23 protein-coding genes, 1 tRNA gene and 3 pseudogenes are annotated in these 20783 nt (G+C 51.1%); 15 read left to right on the forward strand and 12 right to left on the reverse strand.

Annotation, left to right across the window (positions count from 1 at the left end; genetic code table 11):
- Nucleotides 1–74: 74 nt before the first annotated feature.
- Nucleotides 75–149, reverse strand: a pseudogene (locus C3432_RS27415) (ORF6N domain-containing protein); the annotation flags it as partial.
- Nucleotides 150–256: 107 nt separating this feature from the next.
- On the opposite strand from C3432_RS27415, the gene C3432_RS07925 reads away from it, so the two are divergent.
- On the forward strand, nt 257–1288 hold the full coding sequence (locus tag C3432_RS07925) for an IS630 family transposase (protein WP_103776091.1): 1032 nt from the start codon (nt 257–259) through the stop codon (nt 1286–1288).
- A gap of 55 nt (nt 1289–1343) precedes the next feature.
- Here the strand turns inward: C3432_RS07925 and C3432_RS07930 are convergent, their stop codons facing one another.
- From C3432_RS07930 to C3432_RS27420, 3 genes and pseudogenes are all read right to left on the reverse strand, one after another.
- Nucleotides 1344–1559, reverse strand: coding sequence for a hypothetical protein (locus C3432_RS07930; RefSeq protein ID WP_103776092.1), 216 nt, complete (start codon nt 1557–1559; stop codon nt 1344–1346).
- Nucleotides 1560–2082: 523 nt separating this feature from the next.
- Nucleotides 2083–2386 (reverse strand): annotated as a pseudogene (locus C3432_RS07935) (MT-A70 family methyltransferase); the annotation flags it as partial.
- 43 nt (nt 2387–2429) lie between these two features.
- Nucleotides 2430–2591 (reverse strand): annotated as a pseudogene (locus C3432_RS27420) (toxin YdaT family protein); the annotation flags it as partial.
- Between C3432_RS27420 and C3432_RS07940 the strand changes: the two are divergent.
- Entirely contained in the window at nt 2585–3589 is a 1005-nt protein-coding gene (locus tag C3432_RS07940) for a tyrosine-type recombinase/integrase (RefSeq protein WP_103776093.1), read from the forward strand. The pseudogene C3432_RS27420 and the gene C3432_RS07940 overlap by 7 nt on opposite strands.
- Before the next feature lie 67 nt (nt 3590–3656).
- Here C3432_RS07940 and C3432_RS07945 read toward each other — a convergent pair.
- Both C3432_RS07945 and C3432_RS07950 read right to left on the reverse strand, forming a co-directional pair.
- Nucleotides 3657–3744 (reverse strand) — tRNA-Ser (locus tag C3432_RS07945).
- 144 nt (nt 3745–3888) lie between these two features.
- Nucleotides 3889–5517, reverse strand: a complete 1629-nt coding sequence (locus C3432_RS07950) for an ABC transporter substrate-binding protein (protein ID WP_103776094.1) — start codon at nt 5515–5517, stop codon at nt 3889–3891.
- Nucleotides 5518–5784: 267 nt separating this feature from the next.
- On the opposite strand from C3432_RS07950, the gene yccA reads away from it, so the two are divergent.
- The 5 genes from yccA to tusE all read left to right on the forward strand — a co-directional run bounded on the left by yccA (nt 5785) and on the right by tusE (nt 7821).
- Nucleotides 5785–6444 (forward strand): FtsH protease modulator YccA, encoded by a 660-nt coding sequence (yccA, locus tag C3432_RS07955; protein WP_103776095.1) that lies wholly within the window; start codon nt 5785–5787, stop codon nt 6442–6444.
- Between the two features lie 494 nt (nt 6445–6938).
- Nucleotides 6939–7097 (forward strand): hypothetical protein, encoded by a 159-nt coding sequence (locus C3432_RS07965; protein WP_258041594.1) that lies wholly within the window; start codon nt 6939–6941, stop codon nt 7095–7097.
- Nucleotides 7098–7163: 66 nt separating this feature from the next.
- A complete protein-coding gene (locus C3432_RS27635) occupies nt 7164–7307 on the forward strand; it encodes a hypothetical protein (RefSeq protein ID WP_181012888.1) in 144 nt (47 codons plus the stop codon).
- A gap of 17 nt (nt 7308–7324) precedes the next feature.
- The gene (locus C3432_RS27640) at nt 7325–7492 is read left to right on the forward strand and encodes a hypothetical protein (protein WP_181012889.1); all 168 of its coding nucleotides are present in this window, start codon (nt 7325–7327) and stop codon (nt 7490–7492) included.
- On the forward strand, nt 7492–7821 hold the full coding sequence (tusE, locus tag C3432_RS07970) for a sulfurtransferase TusE (RefSeq protein ID WP_103776096.1): 330 nt from the start codon (nt 7492–7494) through the stop codon (nt 7819–7821). The genes C3432_RS27640 and tusE overlap by 1 nt, the downstream gene beginning before the upstream one ends.
- Here the strand turns inward: tusE and yccX are convergent.
- The 3 genes from yccX to C3432_RS07985 all read right to left on the reverse strand — a co-directional run bounded on the left by yccX (nt 7818) and on the right by C3432_RS07985 (nt 9513).
- Nucleotides 7818–8099, reverse strand: a complete 282-nt coding sequence (gene yccX / locus C3432_RS07975; protein WP_103776097.1) for an acylphosphatase — start codon at nt 8097–8099, stop codon at nt 7818–7820. The genes tusE and yccX overlap by 4 nt on opposite strands.
- Before the next feature lie 61 nt (nt 8100–8160).
- On the reverse strand, nt 8161–8949 hold the full coding sequence (locus C3432_RS07980) for an AraC family transcriptional regulator (protein ID WP_103776098.1): 789 nt from the start codon (nt 8947–8949) through the stop codon (nt 8161–8163).
- A 15-nt stretch (nt 8950–8964) separates the two neighbouring features.
- Nucleotides 8965–9513 (reverse strand): YbhB/YbcL family Raf kinase inhibitor-like protein, encoded by a 549-nt coding sequence (locus tag C3432_RS07985; RefSeq protein ID WP_103776099.1) that lies wholly within the window; start codon nt 9511–9513, stop codon nt 8965–8967.
- Between the two features lie 214 nt (nt 9514–9727).
- Between C3432_RS07985 and rlmI the strand changes: the two genes are divergently transcribed.
- Together rlmI and hspQ are read left to right on the forward strand one after the other, a co-directional pair.
- Nucleotides 9728–10939 (forward strand): 23S rRNA (cytosine(1962)-C(5))-methyltransferase RlmI, encoded by a 1212-nt coding sequence (gene rlmI / locus C3432_RS07990; RefSeq protein ID WP_103776100.1) that lies wholly within the window; start codon nt 9728–9730, stop codon nt 10937–10939.
- 58 nt (nt 10940–10997) lie between these two features.
- Complete coding sequence (gene hspQ / locus C3432_RS07995) at nt 10998–11315, forward strand: heat shock protein HspQ (RefSeq protein ID WP_103776101.1); 318 nt, start codon at nt 10998–11000, stop codon at nt 11313–11315.
- 76 nt (nt 11316–11391) lie between these two features.
- On the opposite strand, the gene C3432_RS08000 is transcribed toward hspQ, so the two are convergent.
- Entirely contained in the window at nt 11392–11805 is a 414-nt protein-coding gene (locus tag C3432_RS08000) for a CoA-binding protein (protein WP_103776102.1), read from the reverse strand.
- A gap of 174 nt (nt 11806–11979) precedes the next feature.
- On the opposite strand from C3432_RS08000, the gene csgI reads away from it, so the two are divergent.
- Nucleotides 11980–12642, forward strand: coding sequence for a curli synthesis inhibitor (csgI, locus tag C3432_RS08010; protein ID WP_103776103.1), 663 nt, complete (start codon nt 11980–11982; stop codon nt 12640–12642).
- A 95-nt stretch (nt 12643–12737) separates the two neighbouring features.
- A complete protein-coding gene (gene mgsA, locus C3432_RS08015; protein WP_103776104.1) occupies nt 12738–13196 on the forward strand; it encodes a methylglyoxal synthase in 459 nt (152 codons plus the stop codon).
- Nucleotides 13197–13230: 34 nt separating this feature from the next.
- Here mgsA and helD read toward each other — a convergent pair whose 3' ends face one another.
- Nucleotides 13231–15285 (reverse strand): DNA helicase IV, encoded by a 2055-nt coding sequence (helD, locus tag C3432_RS08020; RefSeq protein WP_103776105.1) that lies wholly within the window; start codon nt 15283–15285, stop codon nt 13231–13233.
- A gap of 123 nt (nt 15286–15408) precedes the next feature.
- On the opposite strand from helD, the gene C3432_RS08025 reads away from it, so the two are divergent.
- Together C3432_RS08025 and yccS are read left to right on the forward strand one after the other, a co-directional pair.
- Nucleotides 15409–15855 carry a YccF domain-containing protein gene (locus tag C3432_RS08025; protein WP_103776106.1) on the forward strand — a complete coding sequence of 149 codons (447 nt, stop codon included), beginning with the start codon at nt 15409–15411 and terminating at the stop codon, nt 15853–15855.
- A gap of 18 nt (nt 15856–15873) precedes the next feature.
- The gene (yccS, locus tag C3432_RS08030; RefSeq protein WP_103776941.1) at nt 15874–18036 is read left to right on the forward strand and encodes a YccS family putative transporter; all 2163 of its coding nucleotides are present in this window, start codon (nt 15874–15876) and stop codon (nt 18034–18036) included.
- Here yccS and C3432_RS08035 read toward each other — a convergent pair.
- A complete protein-coding gene (locus C3432_RS08035) occupies nt 17990–18619 on the reverse strand; it encodes a TfoX/Sxy family DNA transformation protein (protein ID WP_103776107.1) in 630 nt (209 codons plus the stop codon). The genes yccS and C3432_RS08035 overlap by 47 nt on opposite strands.
- Nucleotides 18620–18837: 218 nt before the next feature.
- On the opposite strand from C3432_RS08035, the gene sulA reads away from it, so the two are divergent.
- Complete coding sequence (sulA, locus tag C3432_RS08040) at nt 18838–19347, forward strand: SOS-induced cell division inhibitor SulA (protein WP_103776108.1); 510 nt, start codon at nt 18838–18840, stop codon at nt 19345–19347.
- A 356-nt stretch (nt 19348–19703) separates the two neighbouring features.
- Entirely contained in the window at nt 19704–20756 is a 1053-nt protein-coding gene (ompA, locus tag C3432_RS08050; protein ID WP_103776109.1) for a porin OmpA, read from the forward strand.
- Nucleotides 20757–20783 lie beyond the last annotated feature (27 nt).

The following is a 20783-nucleotide window of genomic DNA, read 5'->3' on the forward strand; positions in this document are numbered from 1 at the left end:
ATGGTATCAGGGATCGGGCGACGACAAAACCCGCCGAAGCGGGTTGGTTATCTGTAACTGGTGAACGACCTACATCACCATGTAGCCAATTTCTCTGCCACTAGGTCTCGCTTAATGACTATCCAGCCGCTTTCACGCAGCCAGCTGAGTGGGCTAAATAGCTGCGCCGAATAGTAGATCACTTAAAGGGAACTCAGTCCGGATTGTGCGATCTGATCAATCGCTGAATATCCCAAATCACTAACCGGACTGAGCGATGCCGATCATAGCACCAATCCCCCGAGCAGAACGACGCCTGATGCAGAAAGCTATCCATAAGACACGTGATAAAAATCATGCACGCAGACTGACTGCCTTACTGATGCTGCACCGGGGGGACCGTGTTAGCGACGTCGCCAGAACGCTCTGCTGCGCCCGTTCATCCATTGGACGCTGGATTAACTGGTTTACGCTGTCGGGTATTGAAGGCCTGAAATCGTTGCCTGCCGGACGTTCCCGTCGCTGGCCATTTGAGCATATCTGCACACTGTTACGTGAACTGATAAAGCATTCTCCCGGTGATTTTGGTTATCAACGTTCACGCTGGAGCACTGAGTTATTGGCAATAAAAATCAATGAGATAACAGGTTGCCAGTTACATGCAGGAACCGTTCGTCGTTGGCTACCTTCTGCAGGGCTTGTCTGGCGAAGGGCCGCCCCAACGCTACGTATCCGTGATCCACATAAGGATGAAAAGATGACGGCAATCCACAAAGCGCTGGACGAATGCAGTGCAGAACATCCGGTATTTTATGAAGATGAAGTGGATATCCACCTTAATCCCAAAACCGGCGCAGACTGGCAACTGCGCGGACAGCAAAAACGCGTGGTAACGCCCGGTCAGAATGAAAAATACTATCTGGCTGGGGCGCTACACAGTGGAACAGGCAAAGTCAGCTACGTTGGTGGAAACAGCAAAAGTTCGACGCTGTTCATCAGCCTGCTAAAACACCTCAAAGCCACGTACCGGCGGGCGAAAACTATCACGCTAATCGTGGACAACTACATTATCCATAAAAGCCGGGAAACCCAGCGCTGGCTGAAACAGAATCCGAAGTTCAGGATAATTTATCAACCGGTTTACTCGCCATGGGTGAACCACGTAGAGCGGCTATGGCAAACACTTCACGACACGATAACGCGCAATCATCAGTGTCGTTCAATGTGGCAGTTGCTGAAAAAAGTTCGCCATTTTATGAAAACCGTCAGCCCATTTCCTGGGGGAAAACATGGCCTGGCAAAAGTGTAGCGGTATTAGGCGCAGCTATTTAGATAGAAAAAAACGCCATCGATGATGGTAGTAATCACAAAGAATACATTGCTCTATCTCTACGCTCCTGAATACGCATACCATAATACTGGCGTTGGTTGCCACACATCCAGCAAGAGCACAAGCAAGGGGTTCGATAAACAATTCCTAAAGCAACCAACCCACCAGAACCCACATTGTGGTAATGGTTTCGCTTGGCTTTAAGTCTTTTGGCGTGATGCCGACGCATCGCGCGTTTTTGTGGTTTCATGATAGAACTCCATAAACATTCAGGAGCAGCCACACCTTCGCATGACCGCCTCAACGGGAGTTCTGAATAGATAATTTGTCTCATCATAAAATCTAACACCAATGCTTAGATGCATGAAGCCAATCTGAGTGAGCTACTGCAACTTAGCCCCCCCCATAACAAACCGTTTATCATCTTTGTTATAAGCTTCAAAATTTAAGGATTTCCCTTCGTTAGACCTCACGATATTTACTTCGCCATGATCGCCACCAACTCCTTTCATTGTGAAAGAAGTAGTCTCCTGACCTGCAAAGCTGCTATTACTGATATCGCTTTGGTAATAGGCTTTACCGTCAACAATCATATCTACACGCCCGCTGTTATGAAGGTACAGCTTAGTGTGATGCCATTTACCTGTCCCGGTCAGATCGCCAGTGAGGAATTCGCAGTTAAAAGAAACATCGCCTTTTTTACATTCCGACGCCATTTCTTCTCTCCCTGTGGCTATCATCTCAGCAATGGAAGGGGAATCTGTAGGTGGGGTTATGCGCGGAACATCCCCCAGCAGTTGAACCAACTTTTCACGCACAAAGTCAGGCTTTTGCGAATGCACCAGGCGCGGCGCGGTAAATGACTGGACGATCCCAGCATTAATGCGTTCAGGAAGATTTCCCTTAACCGCAAAAAGGCAGTCCTCGCTATTGGCGCGAGTCATATGCCCCATTCCCATTACCAGTTTGTCTGTCTGGCGGCTTCCGCACTTGTTCCAGGTGAAGCCTTTCATTGTCATCAGACGGAACCCCCCACGCTTCAACCACCTTCAAAGCTTCAAGCGGCTGCGTCGGAATGCGGTCTGTTAATGTCTGCATATTGGTCTTTCCTCGATACAAGTTAAACGCTGGTCAGGCGCTGTGTTTCCTGTATGGCTTGTAATGCCTGTGCTATACGCTGCGGTCGATCCCTGGCATCAAGCAGCAAGGCAATAATCGCCGCGGCAAAATCACGAATCGCAATGCAAATTAACTGCTGAGTGGTCATTCCCAGCTGTGCATAACAAACTTCCTCCACGCGTCTACGCGAATAAATATAGCTATTACTACAAGCCCACAGCTAAAGAGTGCATCACCATCGGGCCGGTTAGTATGAAGTTATCGCAACTCTGGGGAAAATATGAAGCTCTGCTGAATGAGCAAAGCAACATTATGACGTTCAGCAAACTATGGGGGCTGTTTTTAAAAAGTGCATATTATCTTGAACTCAAGCCTCGTACCCAGAAAGATTATTTACAGCACCAGAAAAAGTTATTAGCGGTATTCGGTAAAATAACGGCAGATAAAATTAAAACGGAAGATGTACGGAAATTTATGGATCGCCGAGGATTACAGAGTAAGACTCAGGCAAATCACGAAATGAGCAGCATGTCGCGTGTGTACAGGTGGGGATATGAAAGAGGAATGGTGAAAGGAAATCCTTGTCAGGGTGTGAGTAAATTCAAAGCTGTGGCGCGTGGTCGTTATATTACTGATGCAGAGTACGAAGCTATTTATCAGGAAGCTGATGCAGTGACACGTGTCGCTATGGAGATAGCCTATCTGTGCGCAGCACGACAGGCAGACGTGTTGGGTCTGCAATGGCGCCAGGTTACACCGGAGGGGATCTTCATCCAGCAGGGGAAAAACAGCGTCAGCCAAATCAAACAGTGGACTGAACGACTGCGCCAGGCTTTTGAGCTGGCGAAAACATTCTCTACGCCGAACAATCCGGGCTCATGCGTGATACTGGGGACGCACGGAAGCGGATTCGGTAAACGGGGATTCAGTCACCACTGGGAAGATGCCAGGCATAGAGCATCAGTAAAATTGGGTTATATGCTGGACTGTACTTTCCACGATCTGAAAGCAAAAGGCATCTCTGATTACGAAGGAAGTAGTCGCGATAAACAGTTGTTCAGCGGACACAAAACGGAGAGTCAGGTTCTGATTTATGACCGAAAAACTAAGGTCTCTCCTACCCTCGACAGACCGCCGATTCAGGAAAGATATTCTAAGTGAATATTCTAAGTCGGTTCTAACAGACAAAAAACAAAGGGGTTACCTTTCGGTAACCCCTTGTTTAATCTGGCGGAAGCGCAGAGATTCGAACTCTGGAACCCTTTCGGGTCGCCGGTTTTCAAGACCGGTGCCTTCAACCGCTCGGCCACACTTCCGGAATGAGGCGCACTATAAACATCCCGATGCGCCGTGTAAAGCCCGAATGCGTTCGTTTGCCTGAAAAATAGTCAAAATGCCATTAATAGCCTGAAATAACAACAAATTGACCATTTTAGCAGCATAAAATCAGCCTGTAGTGCTTAATGTTTTTTGATGTACATATCTTTGGTGTAGTAGTTGCCAAGCCTGTCCGGGATAAATCCTCCCACCCACGGCTTTACCAGATGTGTACGTACATAGTGATAGAGAGGCATTGCGGGAACATCCTGCCCCAAAAGATCTTCCGCCTGCTGATAGTATTTCCCCCGTTCTGTCAGCGAACTGGCTTTAGCCGCGTTCAGCATTGCCTCATCGTAGGCGGCATTGCTGTACAGCGTCGTGTTTTCACTATCACCCGTACGGAATATATTGAGAAAACTCGACGCGTCGTCGTAGTCCGCTATCCACGCATAACGCACTACGTCGAAATTGCCGGTGTGCATAGTATCAAGCATGGTTTTCCACTCCTGATTTTGTAGTTTCGCCTCCACGCCCAGGTTTTTCTTCCACATGGATGACGCGGCAATGGCAATGCGCTGGTGAGTTTCAAAAGTGTTATAGAGTAGATTGAAGGTGAGTGGATGCTCCGGACCGAATCCAGCTTCAGACAGCAGCTTTTTCGCTTCAGCGATCCGTTTATCGCGCGGCCACGAGGCGTACTCCGGGTCATGCAGTTGTATACCCCCGATTTCAGGCTGGCTTATCAGCCACGCGGCAAGCTGTCCCTGCCCCATGACTTTTTCAGCAATAATGTCTTTATCCAGCGCCAGATTCAGCGCACGACGAACGCGCGGATCGTTGAACGGCGCCCGCGTGGTATTGAACATGTAGTAATAGGTCGACAGCTGTGGGGAAACGCGTAGCTCATCACCCATCGTCTTTTTCAACTGCGCAAACTGATTCACCGGCACGCTGAAGACAATGTCAATTTCCCCAGCCTTGTAGCGATTGACATCTGCCGATTCTGAGCTGATGGGCAGGTACGTGACTTTATTAATTACCGTGTTTTTATCGTCCCAGTAATGCGTGTTACGCACTGCAACAATTCGCTCATTCACTACCCACTGCGAAAGCCTGTAAGCCCCACTGCTGACAAAATGCTCCGGCTTTGTCCATTTATCACCAAAGCGACCAATCAGTACTTTATCCAGCGGTACCAGCGACGGATGCGCCAGCATTGCCAGAAAAGCAGCGGTTGGCTGGGTCAGCGTGACTTCCAATGTAGTATCATTCAGCGCTTTTACCCCGAGCGTGGCAGGATCTTTTTTACCCTGGGCAATATCAGCCGCATTGGCAACATGCATATTACCCAGATAGGTTGCATACGGTGAGGCGGTTTGCGGTAAAACAAGCCGTTGCCAGCTCCAGACGATGTCCTGCGCGGTGATAGCAGAACCATCAGACCACATAATGCCGGGGCGCAAATGAAAAACCCAAACGGTGTTATTCTTATTCTCCCAGGATGCCGCCAGACGCGGTTCAACCACCCCCTGTGGGTTGACGGCGACAAGACCATCAAACATATCGCTGATTAAATTAAACTCGACGTTACTTTCAACTTTATGCGGATCCAGTGATGCGGGTTCACTACCGTTGTTTCTGACCAACTCCTGCTTATCCGCCAGTGCAGTCCCGGCGGGTACCGTTGCCGCCCATGCAGCAGCATTCATCACCATCAACGCGGCGACCAGCAGGGTGCGATTCAGTGTTTTTGATTTGTGTTGAGTCATGATCCATTGCCTTATTTATTTTTGATGACATCGTGTTTACGCTTAATAGCAAAAGCACAATAAGGCAATGTTTTTCAGTAACCTATAAGATATTGATCTTCTTTACGTGTATAATCGGCACTTCCATCTGGTTTGCATTTATTTATCAAAATAAAATGCTAAACATGTTCGGAATCAAATGCGTAAAGATGGGTAAAACCGCTGTGTGATTGTCGTTGATTTTATTATCCTCCAGCATTAATTGCATCTGTCATAAGAGAGTGACTCATGGACCGTATTGTTAGTTCTTCACATGACCGTACATCGCTACTCAGCACAAATAAAGTGCTGCGCAACACCTATTTCCTGCTGAGCCTGACGCTGGCGTTTTCTGCTATTACAGCAACCGCCAGCACCGTATTAATGCTGCCGTCGCCAGGTCTGATTCTGACACTGGTGGGTATGTATGGCCTGATGTTCCTGACCTATAAAACCGCGAATAAACCAACCGGTATCCTGTCTGCTTTTGCCTTCACTGGCTTTCTGGGTTACATCCTGGGGCCAATCCTGAACGCCTACCTGTCGGCGGGCATGGGTGACGTTATCGGTATGGCGCTGGGCGGTACAGCTCTGGTCTTCTTCTGCTGCTCTGCCTATGTGCTGACCACTCGTAAAGACATGTCCTTCCTCGGCGGTATGCTGATGGCGGGGATTGTGGTGGTGCTGATCGGAATGGTTGCGAATATCTTCCTGCAACTGCCGGCACTGCATCTGGCCATCAGCGCGGTGTTTATCCTGATTTCTTCGGGCGCAATCCTGTTTGAAACCAGCAACATCATCCGTGGTGGTGAGACAAACTATATCCGCGCCACCGTCAGCCTGTACGTTTCGCTGTACAACATCTTTATCAGCCTGCTCAGCATCCTGGGCTTCGCCAGCCGCGATTAAGTCAACAGCTTAAGTAAAAGCCCCCCTCTCCAGGAGGGGGTCTAACACTGACGATAAAAACGGAGATTTTCACGCGACTGACAGGCACCTCCCCCTCAAAACGAAATCCCAATCGCGGTACGGTCACAATCAAAGAACAGTTGTCCCCTGACATCTGAAAACTTTTTCGTAACTCGCTCACAGCCTTATTCAGATTATTTCCTGAAGGGGTAAAACCATACTCCTCCCGGCCCCGGGTAATTAATTGTTCACGGCTTAGATCACAACCTTTTATTGCGAATAAACTTCTGCAACACACGTACGGCAGGAGCCGACAGCATAATTGCTGACTCAGGCTGACCAACCAAACTAATTAAATGAGAGTGTGGATCAAACAACAACGAATTATTAAATATAAAGAACATACATAGATCTCAGGTGTTACCGCACGCGGTTATGTTTACATCCTGTTTCCTCACAGGCGCAAGAACCCTGCCAGGCCGTGGTCTGGAAAATTGTCGCCTGAATACCAGGATCTGGTTAACTCCGCCACCAGCAACGTTAAAGTGCCTCTGGTAAGTGCAGCGCAGTTAACCAATGCTGATGGCGATCAGTACCGTGGTGTGGTCAGTCTGATGCTGACTCAGGCGACCACTACGGAAGGCGGTGCATAAATCCGCGCTACGAAAAAATCAGAGGATGAAAGCCCTCTGATGTCAGGATGACGTCGAGGCTTGTTCATGGCTTTTCACACTAAAACTCTTCTTTTTGCCGCCCTACTCCCCGTATCTATCCAGCTGGCCTGCGCTGAAATAGCGATTCCTTCCGGCTTTGAGGATCTGGCGAAAAAAATAAAAAAACGTATGTATTCTCCAGCTCCGTAACAGGCGGTACTGACATTATGACTGCCTGGGATAGTGAACCGTATTTTGATTTTTTCATTATTAAAAGCGAGCTGGACAAGCTCAATGTCAGTAATCTGTTGCAGTTGCTGCTCTGGCTTGAGGTTTATCGCCCGGACCATTTTTTGTTAAACTGCGGGCAGTTTTTTCAGGACAACAAATTGTGATGCTAATTTTTGAAGGTAAAGAGATCGCTACCGACAGCGATGGCTATTTAAAAGTCTCCTCGCAGTGGAGTGAACCTCTGGCGGCTGTTATTGCGGAAAATGAAGGCATTACACTCTCCCCCGAACACTGGGAAGTGGTGCGCTTTGTGCGTGATTTCTATCTGGAGTTCAACACCTCACCCGCAATCCGTATGCTGGTTAAGGCAATGGCAAACAAGTTTGGCGAAGAAAAAGGCAACAGTCGCTATCTGTATCGCCTGTTTCCCAAAGGTCCGGCGAAACAGGCCACCAAAATTGCCGGCCTGCCCAGGCCGGTGAAGTGTATTTAATAGCGAATACTGAAGCCGGTTATCTCCTTACGAGGGCTGTGCGGTTCGCTGAGGACTCTGTCCACACGAGCGGAGCGCGGCCCACCGTCCTTCAGCCACTTCATCAGCTTCTCAACCTGTGTCGTTTCACCGCAGGCCACCACTTCCACGCTGCCATCGTCCATATTCTTTGCATAGCCGGTTAACCCCAGACGCTGCGCTTCATGCTGCGTGGTATAGCGAAACCCTACCCCCTGAACCCGACCATACACCCAGGCGATGATGCAGACTCTGGACATTGCTGTTCTCCTTCTTATCGTAAAGGGTGAGCGAACCCGCACGCTAATAGCGTGCGTTTCATTAACGCACCTGCTTTGGCAAACATCCATAGTGCTGGCGGAATCGCGCTGTAAACCGGGAGCCGGAAAGATAGCCGCAACGCAGTGCTATCTCGCCAATTGGCAGCGTTGTCGACTGCAACTGAGCAAGCGCACAAGACATGCGAACCTCTTCAACAATTTGCCGATAGCTCTGCGATTCCTGCTGAAGTCGTCTGCGCAAAGTCGATGTTCCCATCGCTAAACGACGGGCGATATCTTCTGCTGTCCATAGCTTAGCAGGCGCCAGCATGACGAGTTGCCGCACCTGCTCCGTCAGATTAAAACTGCGCTCAATAAGCAGCGGCCCTGCTGCCCCATCATGCAAAAGCGCTAACAATAATCCCATCGCCTGATGTTCCTGCAATTTTTCCGGCAAGTCCTGACGCACCGCATCCAGCAGCCCCGTCCACATAAACGCCAGCCCCTGACTCATCGGCGTACAGAGAGAGGTCAGTGTCGCAGGAGGATAATCCTCAACGTACGCTTTTTTAAATTTCGCCATAATCGCAGGCGAAAGCAGCAACAGATCGGAACGGAAACGGCCCCGCACCGGTTGGTTGATAATCTCCAGCGGCGTATCTGCCGGGATAATAATTAACTCGCCAGACCTGGCAACCAGACGACTATCATCCTGAATGATAACTTTGCTGCCCTGGGTAATATGGCAGATAGCGGCCGAAAAAAGTTTCACACGATGCAGGCAATGCAGCTGGCTGGAACGAACTTCTGCCGCCGTCAGAATATTATGTCGGAAATGTACGTCCTGCACCGTGTTACCCTCCGCTTATCTTCCGTACGTGGTCGTTAATTCAGCTTTTGCAATCACGTGACTGTTCAGCATAAAGCCCACCAGCGCGCCGCTCGCCGTACTGTCGATGGGCAATGACGCCGTATTCAGCGCCCAGACGGTAAACGTATAACGATGTGCTTTATCTCCTGCCGGTGGACAGGCTCCGCCAAACCCAGCATACCCGAAATCATTACGCCCCTGAACAGCGCCGGCAGGCAGCTTCGCGTTGTCCATTCCAGCGGCAAGGGCATGGTGCTGTGCCGGAATATTCACCACCGTCCAGTGCCACCAGCCACTTCCCGTAGGCGCATCCGGATCAAACAACGTAATGGCAAAACTTTTGGTTCCCGTGGGCGGATTCTGCCAATTCAACTGTGGAGAAAGATTCTCACCGCTGCACCCAAATCCATTAAATACCTGTTTTTGCGTCAAACGGAGGTCTTGCGGAATATCCGTGCTGTTAAGACTGAAGACCGGCGCAGCAGATACGCTAAAGCTCAGGACCATCATGACGATGGCCGTCAGGGAGGAGACAGTTTTCATTGTATTTCCTTATGGGTATTAAGAAATAGCAATGTAAAAGAGCGCCACCAAAGATACTGTGCCTTTGCGATTCAATTTTGTGCCGAAACGCTCTCCGCCATGCACAGATGCTTGCCTCTCCCATCTGTGCTACCCTACGCGCCATTTTGTTTTAACGGTATCAGGCTGGAACATTCGTCCGGCTCGCGTCACTGTTTGTGAGAGGTTACTCCGCATGACTGAATCTACATTTTCAACGTATCCCCGTTTAATTCTGGCTAAAGGGCGCGAGAAGTCATTACTCCGTCGCCATCCGTGGGTCTTTTCCGGCGCGGTTGCTCGCATGGAAGGCAAAGCGGGTCTCGGTGAAACCATCGATATTCTCGATCACCAGGGTAAATGGTTAGCCCGTGGCGCGTATTCATCGGCTTCACAGATCCGTGCACGTGTCTGGACGTTCGATAAATCTGAATCGGTCGATATCGCTTTCTTTACCCGTCGTTTGCAGCAGGCGCAGCAGTGGCGCGACTGGCTGGCGCAAAAAGATGGGCTGGACAGTTATCGTCTGATCGCCGGTGAGTCCGACGGTCTGCCTGGCGTGACCATTGACCGCTTCGGCAATTTTCTGGTGCTGCAGTTACTCAGCGCAGGCGCTGAGTATCAGCGTGCGGCTCTGATTAGCGCGCTGCAATCCCTTTTTCCGGAATGTGCCATTTATGACCGTAGCGATGTTGCCGTGCGCAAAAAAGAGGGTATGGAACTGACCCACGGTCTTGTAACCGGTGAACGCCCTCCCGCTTTGCTGCCCATTGAAGAACACGGCATGAAGCTGCTGGTGGACATCCAGGGCGGTCATAAAACGGGCTATTATCTCGATCAGCGCGACAGCCGTCTGGCGACGCGTCGCTATGTCGAAAATCAGCGCGTGCTGAACTGTTTCTCTTACACCGGTGGGTTCGCCGTATCTGCCCTGATGGGCGGATGCCGTCAGGTGATCAGCGTTGATACCTCTCAGGAAGCGCTGGATATCGCGAAACAGAACGTTGAGCTGAACAAACTGGATCTGAGCAAAGCTGAGTTTGTTCGCGACGATGTTTTCAAGCTGCTGCGCGCCTACCGCGATCGCGGCGAGAAATTTGATGTGATCGTCATGGATCCACCAAAGTTTGTTGAAAACAAAAGCCAGCTGATGGGTGCCTGCCGCGGCTACAAAGATATCAATATGCTGGCGATCCAGTTGCTGAATCCGGGCGGAGTCTTGCTGACATTCTCCTGTTCCGGGCTGATGACCACAGATTTATTTCAGAAAATCATCGCCGATGCCGCAATAGATGCTGGTCGTGATGTACAATTTATAGAGCAGTTCCGTCAGGCTGCCGATCATCCGGTGATCGCCACCTATCCGGAAGGGCTGTATCTGAAAGGGTTTGCCTGTCGCATCATGTAACTTGAAAAGTGGAGTATTACCCTCATATAAAGAGTAATAATTTCCCGGGGAGGTAACGATGATTGCCAGCAAATTCGGTATAGGCCAACAGGTCCGCCATTCCCTGTTAGGTTATCTCGGAGTGATCGTGGATATCGACCCGATCTATTCGCTCGACGAGCCGTCCCCCGATGAATTGGCGGTCAACGATGAGCTTCGCGCCGCTCCGTGGTACCACGTGGTAATGGAAGATGATGATGGTCAGCCAGTTCATACTTATCTGGCTGAGGCGCAGCTGAGCAGCGAAACGCAGGATGAGCACCCAGAGCAACCGTCAATGGATGAGCTGGCGCAGACTATCCGCAAGCAGCTCCAGGCGCCACGCCTGCGCAATTAAATTTCATTAACGCCCGATAGCATTCTGCTTATCGGGCTGCTTTTGTTTCAACCGGATGCGACCGCGCCGCAGGCAACTATTTCGCCAGCCCTAACCGCGGGATCTCAATCGCCGGACAGCGATCCATCACCACCGCCAAACCCGCCTCGCGTGCTAACACCGCCGCCTGTTCGTTGATCACCCCCAACTGCATCCACAGCGTTTTCGCACCAATGGCAATGGCCTCCTGCGCGACACTCCATGCCGCCTCTGAATGACGGAACACATCGACCATATCGACCTTCTCAGGCACCTCTGCCAGCGTCGCGTAACCTTGCTGCCCCAGCAGCGTTTTTCCTGCCACCTTTGGTGATACCGGAATCACATGGTAGCCCTGATCAAGTAAATACTTCATTACACGATAGCTCGGGCGATCCGGCTTATCACTTGCCCCCACCAGGGCGATAGTGCGAGTCGACGTCAAAATGCCAGCAATATCGGTCTCTTTCATGATTTTTCTCCCAGGCTGTTTAAGCAAGTGTACGACAAAGAGGACATCCCAACCATTCATCCCATACAGACGGATGAGCGCAAAACCGAAAAACATGTCTATATGTTAGTAAACGTGATCGTCGAAAAATTTAGACACATTATTCTGCGGGCAGTCTTTTGACAGGAGAACGCTATGAAAACCGGCATGGTGGTAACCCTCTTTGCATTGTGTTTGCCGGTGACCGTGTTTGCGACGACCTTGCGTCTCTCCAGCGATATCGACCTGCTGGTGCTCGACGGTAAAAAAGTCTCCAGTTCTCTACTGCGTGGCGCCGACAGTATTGAGCTGGATAATGGTCCGCACCAGCTTATCTTCCGGGTAGAGAAAACCATCCGTCTCTCCAGCCATGAGGAACGACTCTATATTTCCCCGCCGTTGGTGATAAGCTTCAATACGCAGTTCATCAACCTGGTCAACTTTCACCTTCCCCGTCTGGAAAGCGAGCGCGAAACCGCACATTTTGACGCCACGCCGCGTCTGGAACTGCTGGATGGCGACGCCACGCCCGTTCCAGTGGAACTCGACATATTATCAATTACCTCCACGGCGAAGATTATTGATTACGAGGCCGAAACCGAGCGTTACAACAAAGCGGCAAAGCGCGCTTCGCTGCCCCAGTTTGCCACGATGATGGCCGATGACAGTGCTCTGCTTTCTGGTGTTTCTGAGCTTGATACCATTTCCCCCCTTTCTCAGACGCTGACGGAACAACGGTTAAAATACTGGTTTAAACAAGCCGATCCGCAGACGCGGAATAATTTCCTGCAATGGGCGGAAAAACAGCCATCTTCCTGAGGTTTTTGTGCCTGCGCTCAGGCTTTTTTCGTCTTTGTCTTGCAGCGCCAACAGCTTCCAGTACTCTGTAGCAAGGTTAACTATGGAAATAAACTATGGAACTGACGACTCGCACCTTGCCAGCGCGGAAGCACATTGCGCTGGTCGCGCACGATCACTGCAAACAAATGTTGATGAACTGGGTAGAACGCCACCAGCCATTGCTTGAGCAACACGTGCTCTACGCCACGGGAACCACAGGTAATTTGATTCAGCGCACGACGGGGATGGACGTTAACGCAATGCTGAGCGGCCCGATGGGGGGCGATCAGCAGGTTGGCGCACTGATTTCGGAAGGGAAAATTGATGTCCTGATTTTCTTCTGGGATCCGCTCAATGCCGTGCCGCACGACCCGGACGTCAAAGCGTTGCTGCGCCTTGCCACCGTGTGGAACATTCCTGTCGCGACTAACGTATCAACGGCGGACTTTATTATCCAGTCCCCACACTTCAATGACGCAGTAGACATTCTGATCCCGGATTATCAGCGTTATCTGGCAGAACGACTGAAGTAATGCTTTGCAGGCGGTTTGTCTGACCGCCTGCTCTCTATGGTTTTCTTGCCACCGGCACATCCAGCGCTTTCAGGTCTTCGACAAACGTTGATGGGTTTTCTTTGTTAAACAGAACCCACACGCGATGACGTGCGCGAGTCAGGGCCACATACAGCAGTCGCCGTTCTTCCGCATCCGGAAAATCTTCAACCGGCGGCAGTAACGCCTCCTCCACGATCGCCTCCCGCGCCGGTGCCGGGAAGCCATCACTCCCCTCCTGCAAGCCGACAACAATCACGTAGTCCGCCTGCTGTCCTTTACTGGCATGAATAGTCATGAAATCAAGCTGTAATTTGGGCCAGCGGGTTGCCGCTTTTTCAAGACTGACGGGCTTAAGGTAGTGGTAGCGCGCCAACACCAGAATGCGATCTTCCGTTTTCGCGTAACCAGAAAGTTTATCCAGCAGCGCGTCCAGCTGGCTTTCATCCAGTAAGGTGACGGCTTTTTTGTCCCCCGTCGTCAGGCTATTCAACGGCTTTTTAAGCTGATGTGGATTTTGCTGAATGAAGCGGTTGGCAATTTCACCAATGCGACTGTTAAAACGGTAGGTTGTATCCAGATCGCAACGTTCACCCTCACCAAAAGTCTGATGGAACGCCGTGGTTAATGAGAGTTGCGCCCCGCTAAAGCGGTAAATCGCCTGCCAGTCATCACCGACGGCAAACAGCGTGGTCTCTGTATTTTGCTTACGCAGAGCCGCCAGCAACGACGCGCGTTGCGGTGAGATATCCTGAAACTCATCCACCAGAATATGCTTCCATGGACTGATAAAACGACCTTTCTCCAGAATAACAATCGCCTGATGGATAAGACCGGAAAAATCGACCGCGTTCTCCTCTTTTAGCGCGCTTTTCCACGCTTTCAGCAGCGGGGACATCAATTTAATACGTTTGCTGAACAGGTCGCGGATCTCTTCCGGCGCGCTGGCAATCATCTCTGCCTGCGCCCCACCGTGCATGCGCATCAACCCCACCCAGCGATCCAGTCGCGAAGCCAGACGGCGCTGTAATTTTTCGTCGTCCCAGAAATTCCCTTCCGGCACCGGCCACTGCATCTCTTCTTCCAGCCACTGCCGCCAGCCTTTAGCCTGTGCCTTCTTCTCGCTGCACTGCTGACGCCATGCGCTGATAAACAGCTTGTTGCGTGCGACGGTATCATTTTCCAGCTTGCTGATGGTTGGTACCTTTTTACTCCCCTGCTGGATAATATGAAGCGCCAGCGAGTGGAACGTCCGTGCCGCGATCTCCCCGGTATGGAGCCGCTCGCGAATACGCTCATCCATCTCCTGAGCCGCTTTACGCCCAAACGCAAGCAACAGGATCTGTTCGGCAGCCGCTTCACCTCTGGCCAGCAGCCAGCCCGCCCTCGCGACCAGAACCGAGGTTTTACCACTCCCGGCCCCGGCCAGTACCAGCAAGGAATGCTCACCATTGACCACCGCCCGCGCCTGCGCCGGATTGAGCGGGGAGGACTCAATCTGCTGGAAAAATTCAGCATGCTCCGTCAGCATCGTATCGGTATAGGTCTGGTTATGCGCCAGACGACTGGCTTCAATGTCCTTCAGCCACGCCAGGCATTGCTTTAACGCATCGCGGCAGTTTTCAAATTCTTCCAGCCGACCAATCGGCAACGGCAGGGCGGCAAAAGCCTGCCGAATCTGCTGCTGTAGCCCGGAGGTCTGCTCACGCGTCAGCCACGTGTTTTCTCCCGAGCGAGCCGCAATCAAATCCAGCTGTTTCTGCAACACGCCAGCCGCTACCTCGCTCATCTCCTGACTCCACTGCTGCCAGCGGGTATTCAGATGGTGATGAAAACGCTGCGTCTCAGCCCATTCCGTGCCGTGCAGGCGGACGACTTTCTCATCCGGCAGTACAAACTCCAGCTCGCCCCATACCAGGCCACGTTTACAGTGAATAGCCAGTAACTGATTGAATGGAATAAGATACTCATGACGATCGCCCGATACTTTAATACCGGCATTAAGAATGACGGCCCGATCGTACGGGTGTTGTGCCAGACGTTTTCCCAGAGAAGTTGCTTTCAGTTCCATGACTCAGCAGATCCAGACGTAGAGGAGTTCTTCTCAGTGTAACCGCCAGAGAAAACGTGCTCCAGCCCAAAAAAACGTTACAATTGCCAGCAAAGACAGAAAACCAGAATTAACCGAGGGTTTATGCGTACCGTTCTGAATATTTTAAACTTTGTGCTGGGGGGATTCGCCACCACGCTCTCCTGGCTACTGGCCACGCTGGTCAGCATCGTACTTATCTTCACATTGCCGCTCACCCGTTCATGCTGGGAAATAACCAGGCTCTCGCTGTTGCCCTATGGCAATGAGGCGGTGCATGTCGACGAGCTCAACCCCGAGGGTAAAAGTGCGTTAATGAACACGGGGGGGACGATACTCAATATTTTCTGGTTAATTTTCTTCGGCTGGTGGCTATGTCTGATGCACATCGCCTCCGGTATTGCCCAATGTATTACCATTATTGGCATCCCCGTTGGCATCGCTAACTTTAAAATCGCCGCTATCGCCCTTTGGCCTGTTGGACGTCGCGTGGTCTCCGTCGAAGCTGCCCGCTCTGCGCGTGAAGCCAATGCACGTCGTCGCTTTGAGTAAGCAGAACCAATGACCTTTATGTTAAGTCCCCTGCTCAGACGTTATACCTGGAACAGCACCTGGCTGTATTATATACGGATATTTATTGCGCTTTGCGGCACCACGGCTCTGCCATGGTGGCTGGGCGATGTGAAACTCACTATCCCACTCACACTCGGGATGGTGGCCGCGGCGCTTACAGATCTGGACGATCGCCTGGCTGGTCGACTGCGCAATCTGATTATTACGTTAATCTGTTTTTTTATCGCTTCAGCCTCCGTTGAACTGCTGTTCCCATGGCCGTGGCTGTTCGCAATAGGGTTAACCCTCTCCACCAGCGGCTTTATTCTACTGGGCGGTTTAGGGCAACGTTATGCAACGATCGCCTTTGGCGCATTGCTGATCGCCATTTACACCATGTTGGGTACCTCGCTTTATGACCAGTGGTACCAGCAGCCGCTGCTGCTGATAGCCGGGGCCATCTGGTACAACCTGTTAACGCTGATCGGCCATTTGCTGTTTCCTGTTCGTCCGCTACAGGATAATCTCGCGCGCAGCTATGAACAGCTGGCGCACTATCTGGAGCTAAAGTCACGTCTGTTTGATCCGGATATCGAAGATGAAAGCCAGGCCCCACTCTACGATCTGGCACTGGCTAACGGGCAGCTGATGGCGACGCTGAATCAAACCAAAGTCTCACTCCTTACCCGCCTGCGCGGCGACCGCGGACAAAGGGGAACGCGACGGACTCTGCACTACTATTTTGTCGCGCAGGATATACATGAGCGGGCAAGCTCATCGCATGTGCAGTATCAAACCTTGCGCGAACATTTTCGTCACAGCGATGTCATGTTCCGCTTCCAGCGCCTGATGTCGATGCAGGGACAGGCCTGTATGCAGCTTTCACGCTCTATTCTGCTGCGAACGCCCTACCAGCATGACCCGCATTTTGAACGCGCATTTACCCATATCGATGCCGCGCTTGAGCGCATGCGTGCCAACGGGTCGTCGGCTGATCTGTTGAAAACGCTGGGGTTCTTGCTCTCTAACCTGCGGGCCATTGATGCTCAACTGGCGACAATTGAATCAGAGCAGGCGCAGGCCATGCCGCGGAGTGAATCAGAGAACCTGCTCGCTGATGACAGTCTGCACGGATTCAGCGACATCTGGCTGCGCCTGAGCCGCAACTTTACTCCGGAGTCGGCGCTCTTTCGTCACGCGGTGCGAATGTCACTGGTTCTCTGTGTCGGCTACGCCATCATTCAGATTACCGGTATGCAGCATGGCTACTGGATCCTGCTGACCAGTCTGTTCGTTTGTCAGCCTAACTACAACGCCACACGGCACCGCCTGGCGTTGAGAATCATTGGCACGCTGGTAGGCGTCGCCATTGGTTTGCCAATACTATGGTTTGTACCTTCGCTGGAAGGGCAGCTTGTCCTGTTGGTGATTACCGGCGTACTGTTTTTTGCTTTCCGTAACGTTCAGTATGCTCATGCGACAATGTTTATCACCCTTCTGGTACTGCTTTGTTTTAATCTGCTGGGCGAGGGGTTTGAAGTGGCACTGCCACGCGTAATTGATACGCTTATCGGCTGTGCTATTGCCTGGGCGGCAGTGACTTTCATCTGGCCCGACTGGCGTTTTCGCAACCTGCCCCGCGTGCTGGAACGCGCAACCGAGGCCAACTGTCGCTACCTTGACGCGATCCTCGAACAATATCATCAGGGCCGCGATAACCGCCTTGCATACCGCATTGCCCGTCGCGATGCGCATAATCGCGACGCTGAGCTGGCCTCTGTCGTCTCCAATATGTCCAGCGAGCCCAATGTTACCGCCGGTACTCGTGAGGCAGCGTTCCGGCTGCTCTGCCTCAATCATACTTTTACCAGTTACATTTCAGCGCTGGGGGCTCACCGGGAGCAACTCACCAATCCGGAGGTCCTGACGTTACTGGATGACGCTGTCTGCTATGTCGATGATGCACTGCACCATCAACCCGCCCACGAACAGCGTGTACAACAAGCGCTCGCCGAGTTAACACAGCGTATTCAGCATCTTGAGCCACGTCCTGACAGTAAAGAACCTCTGGTTGTACAGCAGGTTGGTTTGCTGATAGCGCTACTCCCGGAAATTAGCCGCCTGCAGCGCCAAATCACTCAGTCGCCCGCAGATATTCCGGCTCCAGTGAAAGCGCCTTAACCCACTGTGATAGCTCCTGGCGACGGACCGCCGGGAGTGCGGCTTCATGCACTCCGTTAATCGCACCTTCCAGCATATAAAGGATCTTTACCGTCACCGATTTGTTGATCTGATGGAGTCGTAACCAGCACATTTTTGCGCCCAGTATCCGCAACGTGCGAACATCTTTAATGCCCGCCTCATTGAGCAAAACCTCCAGATGGAACGACATGTTGGGTAAATCCTTCAGGCGCTGCTGCGAACCACGGGAATGCTTCTCTTGTAACGCGGCGTCAAACGAAAATTTTGATAAACGAACCAGCTGCTGTTGGTCGCGCCACAGCGCTTCATCAACCTGATAATAGTTAAGTATGACAGGGCGTCCACGTTTCATGAACGTCAGCCAGACAGGCGTGTGGTTCACACAGTATTGTACGCTCTGCTCACAGGCCCGAAGGTATAATTCGCCATCGGCAACCATGGCGAATACCGTGTCATCGATGGTTAAACTGTAGCTACCGAACAACGATCGGTAATGAATTGTTCCCAAAGATGCCAGATATTCTTGTGATTTATAGATCCTGTCATATGAGTTTTTTCTCATAAAATTCCCTTTTAAATCATGAGGTAAATAAATGACTTTCGATAACAGATCCGTTAGTTACCGAACATAGGCAACTTAGGGTCACGGGGCAAGATGATTTTCATTTTTCACGCAATGATGGATGAAAATTGCGAGTCGGTTTCCGAAAATAGAGTTGATCTTTAGCGATAGCAGGAGTACTGTACATTCATACAGTAACTCACAGGGCTGGATTGATTATGTACACTTCAGGCTATGCACATCGTTCTTCGGCGTTCTCTTCCACATCCAACAGCATGGCGAGCGCCTCTTCGGAAAACGCTTCTGCCGGACTTATCAGTGAAGTGGTCTATCGCGAAGACCAGCCCATGATGACACAGTTACTGCTGCTGCCTCTGCTTCAGCAATTGGGTCAGCAATCTCGCTGGCAGCTCTGGCTCACACCCCAGCAAAAACTGAGTCGCGAATGGGTTCAGTCTGCAGGATTGCCGTTAACGAAAGTGATGCAGATTCGCCAGCTCTCTCCTTGCAATACGCTGGAGTCAATGGTTCGCGCACTGCGTACGGGCAACTACAGCGTAGTGATCGGCTGGCTGGCGAACGAGTTAACAGAAGAAGAACATGCTGAACTGGTTAAAGCGGCGGACGAGGGAAACGCAATGGGCTTTATCATGCGCCCCGTGAGCGCACATGCTCATGCCACGAGACACCATTTCGGGCTAAAAATTCACTCTAATTTGTATCATTGAGCCAAATTAGGATTTATCCTGGAATTTTTTTTCGCAGCTGAATTCTACTTTGATGTGTGAGGTTTTTTTTCCGCGAACGCTTGTCTGAAGCGGTTCCCCGAATTTTCGTTGCGCAATTTACCATCAAAAAATGTTAAATATTTTGTATACAAGCCTTTTTTTTTCATATGCCTGACGGAGTTCACACTTGTAAGTTTTCAACTACGTTGTAGACTTTACATCGCCAGGGGTGCTCGGCATATAGCCGAAGATATCGGTAGAGCAACTATTGAGCTAGTCCCCCGGTGAAGGATTTAACCGTGTTATCTCGTTGGAGATATTCATGGCGTATTTTGGATGATAACGAGGCGCAAAAAATGAAAAAGACAGCTATCGCGATTGCAGTGGCACTGGCTGGTTTCGCTACCGTAGCGCAGGCCGCTCCGAAAGATAACACCTGGTACACTGGTGCTAAACTGGGCTGGTCTCAGTACCATGACACTGGTTTCATCAACAACAATGGTCCGACCCATGAAAACCAACTGGGTGCTGGTGCATTCGGTGGTTATCAGGTTAACCCGTATGTTGGCTTTGAAATGGGTTACGACTGGTTAGGTCGTATGCCGTACAAAGGCGACAACATCAACGGTGCTTACAAAGCTCAGGGCGTTCAGCTGACCGCTAAACTGGGTTACCCAATCACTGACGATCTGGACATCTACACTCGTCTGGGTGGTATGGTATGGCGTGCAGACACCAAGGCTAACGTACCTGGTGGTAATTCTGATAAAAACCACGACACTGGCGTTTCTCCAGTATTCGCGGGCGGTATCGAGTATGCAATTACTCCTGAAATCGCTACCCGTCTGGAATACCAGTGGACCAACAACATCGGTGACGCTAACACCATCGGCACTCGTCCGGATAACGGCATGCTGAGCGTAGGTGTTTCTTACCGTTTTGGTCAGGAAACTGTAGCTCCAGTAGTTGCTCCGGCACCAGCTCCGGCTCCAGAAGTACAGACCAAACACTTCACTCTGAAGTCTGACGTACTGTTCAACTTCAACAAAGCGACTCTGAAACCAGAAGGCCAGCAGGCTCTGGATCAGATGTACAGCCAGCTGAGCAACCTGGATCCGAAAGACGGTTCCGTAGTGGTTCTGGGCTTCACTGACCGCATCGGTTCTGACGCTTACAACCAGGGTCTGTCCGAAAAACGTGCTCAGTCTGTTGTTGATTACCTGATTTCTAAAGGTATCCCGTCTGACAAAATCTCCGCACGTGGCATGGGCGAATCCAACCCGGTTACCGGCAACACCTGTGACAACGTGAAAGCTCGCGCTGCACTGATCGACTGCCTGGCCCCGGATCGTCGTGTAGAGATCGAAGTTAAAGGCATCAAAGACGTTGTAACTCAGCCGCAGGCTTAAGTTTCCGTCTAATAAAAAACCCCGCTC

The organism is Citrobacter amalonaticus (assembly GCF_002918555.1).
Lineage (GTDB): Bacteria > Pseudomonadota > Gammaproteobacteria > Enterobacterales > Enterobacteriaceae > Citrobacter_C > Citrobacter_C amalonaticus_A.

What these genes read in the sequence shown, in the direction of transcription:
- tusE (WP_103776096.1), top strand. Translation starts at nt 7,492, where the DNA reads ATGCTAATTTTTGAAGGTAAAGAGATCGCTACCGACAGCGATGGCTAT.
- yccS (WP_103776941.1), top strand. Translation starts at nt 15,874, where the DNA reads ATGTTAAGTCCCCTGCTCAGACGTTATACCTGGAACAGCACCTGGCTG.
- C3432_RS08000 (WP_103776102.1), bottom strand. Translation starts at nt 11,805, where the DNA reads ATGAAAGAGACCGATATTGCTGGCATTTTGACGTCGACTCGCACTATC.
- C3432_RS08025 (WP_103776106.1), top strand. Translation starts at nt 15,409, where the DNA reads ATGCGTACCGTTCTGAATATTTTAAACTTTGTGCTGGGGGGATTCGCC.
- hspQ (WP_103776101.1), top strand. Translation starts at nt 10,998, where the DNA reads ATGATTGCCAGCAAATTCGGTATAGGCCAACAGGTCCGCCATTCCCTG.
- helD (WP_103776105.1), bottom strand. Translation starts at nt 15,285, where the DNA reads ATGGAACTGAAAGCAACTTCTCTGGGAAAACGTCTGGCACAACACCCG.
- C3432_RS08035 (WP_103776107.1), bottom strand. Translation starts at nt 18,619, where the DNA reads ATGAGAAAAAACTCATATGACAGGATCTATAAATCACAAGAATATCTG.
- yccX (WP_103776097.1), bottom strand. Translation starts at nt 8,099, where the DNA reads ATGTCCAGAGTCTGCATCATCGCCTGGGTGTATGGTCGGGTTCAGGGG.
- csgI (WP_103776103.1), top strand. Translation starts at nt 11,980, where the DNA reads ATGAAAACCGGCATGGTGGTAACCCTCTTTGCATTGTGTTTGCCGGTG.
- C3432_RS27640 (WP_181012889.1), top strand. Translation starts at nt 7,325, where the DNA reads ATGACTGCCTGGGATAGTGAACCGTATTTTGATTTTTTCATTATTAAA.
- yccA (WP_103776095.1), top strand. Translation starts at nt 5,785, where the DNA reads ATGGACCGTATTGTTAGTTCTTCACATGACCGTACATCGCTACTCAGC.
- ompA (WP_103776109.1), top strand. Translation starts at nt 19,704, where the DNA reads ATGAAAAAGACAGCTATCGCGATTGCAGTGGCACTGGCTGGTTTCGCT.
- C3432_RS07925 (WP_103776091.1), top strand. Translation starts at nt 257, where the DNA reads ATGCCGATCATAGCACCAATCCCCCGAGCAGAACGACGCCTGATGCAG.
- C3432_RS07985 (WP_103776099.1), bottom strand. Translation starts at nt 9,513, where the DNA reads ATGAAAACTGTCTCCTCCCTGACGGCCATCGTCATGATGGTCCTGAGC.
- C3432_RS07930 (WP_103776092.1), bottom strand. Translation starts at nt 1,559, where the DNA reads ATGAAACCACAAAAACGCGCGATGCGTCGGCATCACGCCAAAAGACTT.
- rlmI (WP_103776100.1), top strand. Translation starts at nt 9,728, where the DNA reads ATGACTGAATCTACATTTTCAACGTATCCCCGTTTAATTCTGGCTAAA.
- C3432_RS27635 (WP_181012888.1), top strand. Translation starts at nt 7,164, where the DNA reads ATGGCTTTTCACACTAAAACTCTTCTTTTTGCCGCCCTACTCCCCGTA.
- C3432_RS07950 (WP_103776094.1), bottom strand. Translation starts at nt 5,517, where the DNA reads ATGACTCAACACAAATCAAAAACACTGAATCGCACCCTGCTGGTCGCC.
- mgsA (WP_103776104.1), top strand. Translation starts at nt 12,738, where the DNA reads ATGGAACTGACGACTCGCACCTTGCCAGCGCGGAAGCACATTGCGCTG.
- sulA (WP_103776108.1), top strand. Translation starts at nt 18,838, where the DNA reads ATGTACACTTCAGGCTATGCACATCGTTCTTCGGCGTTCTCTTCCACA.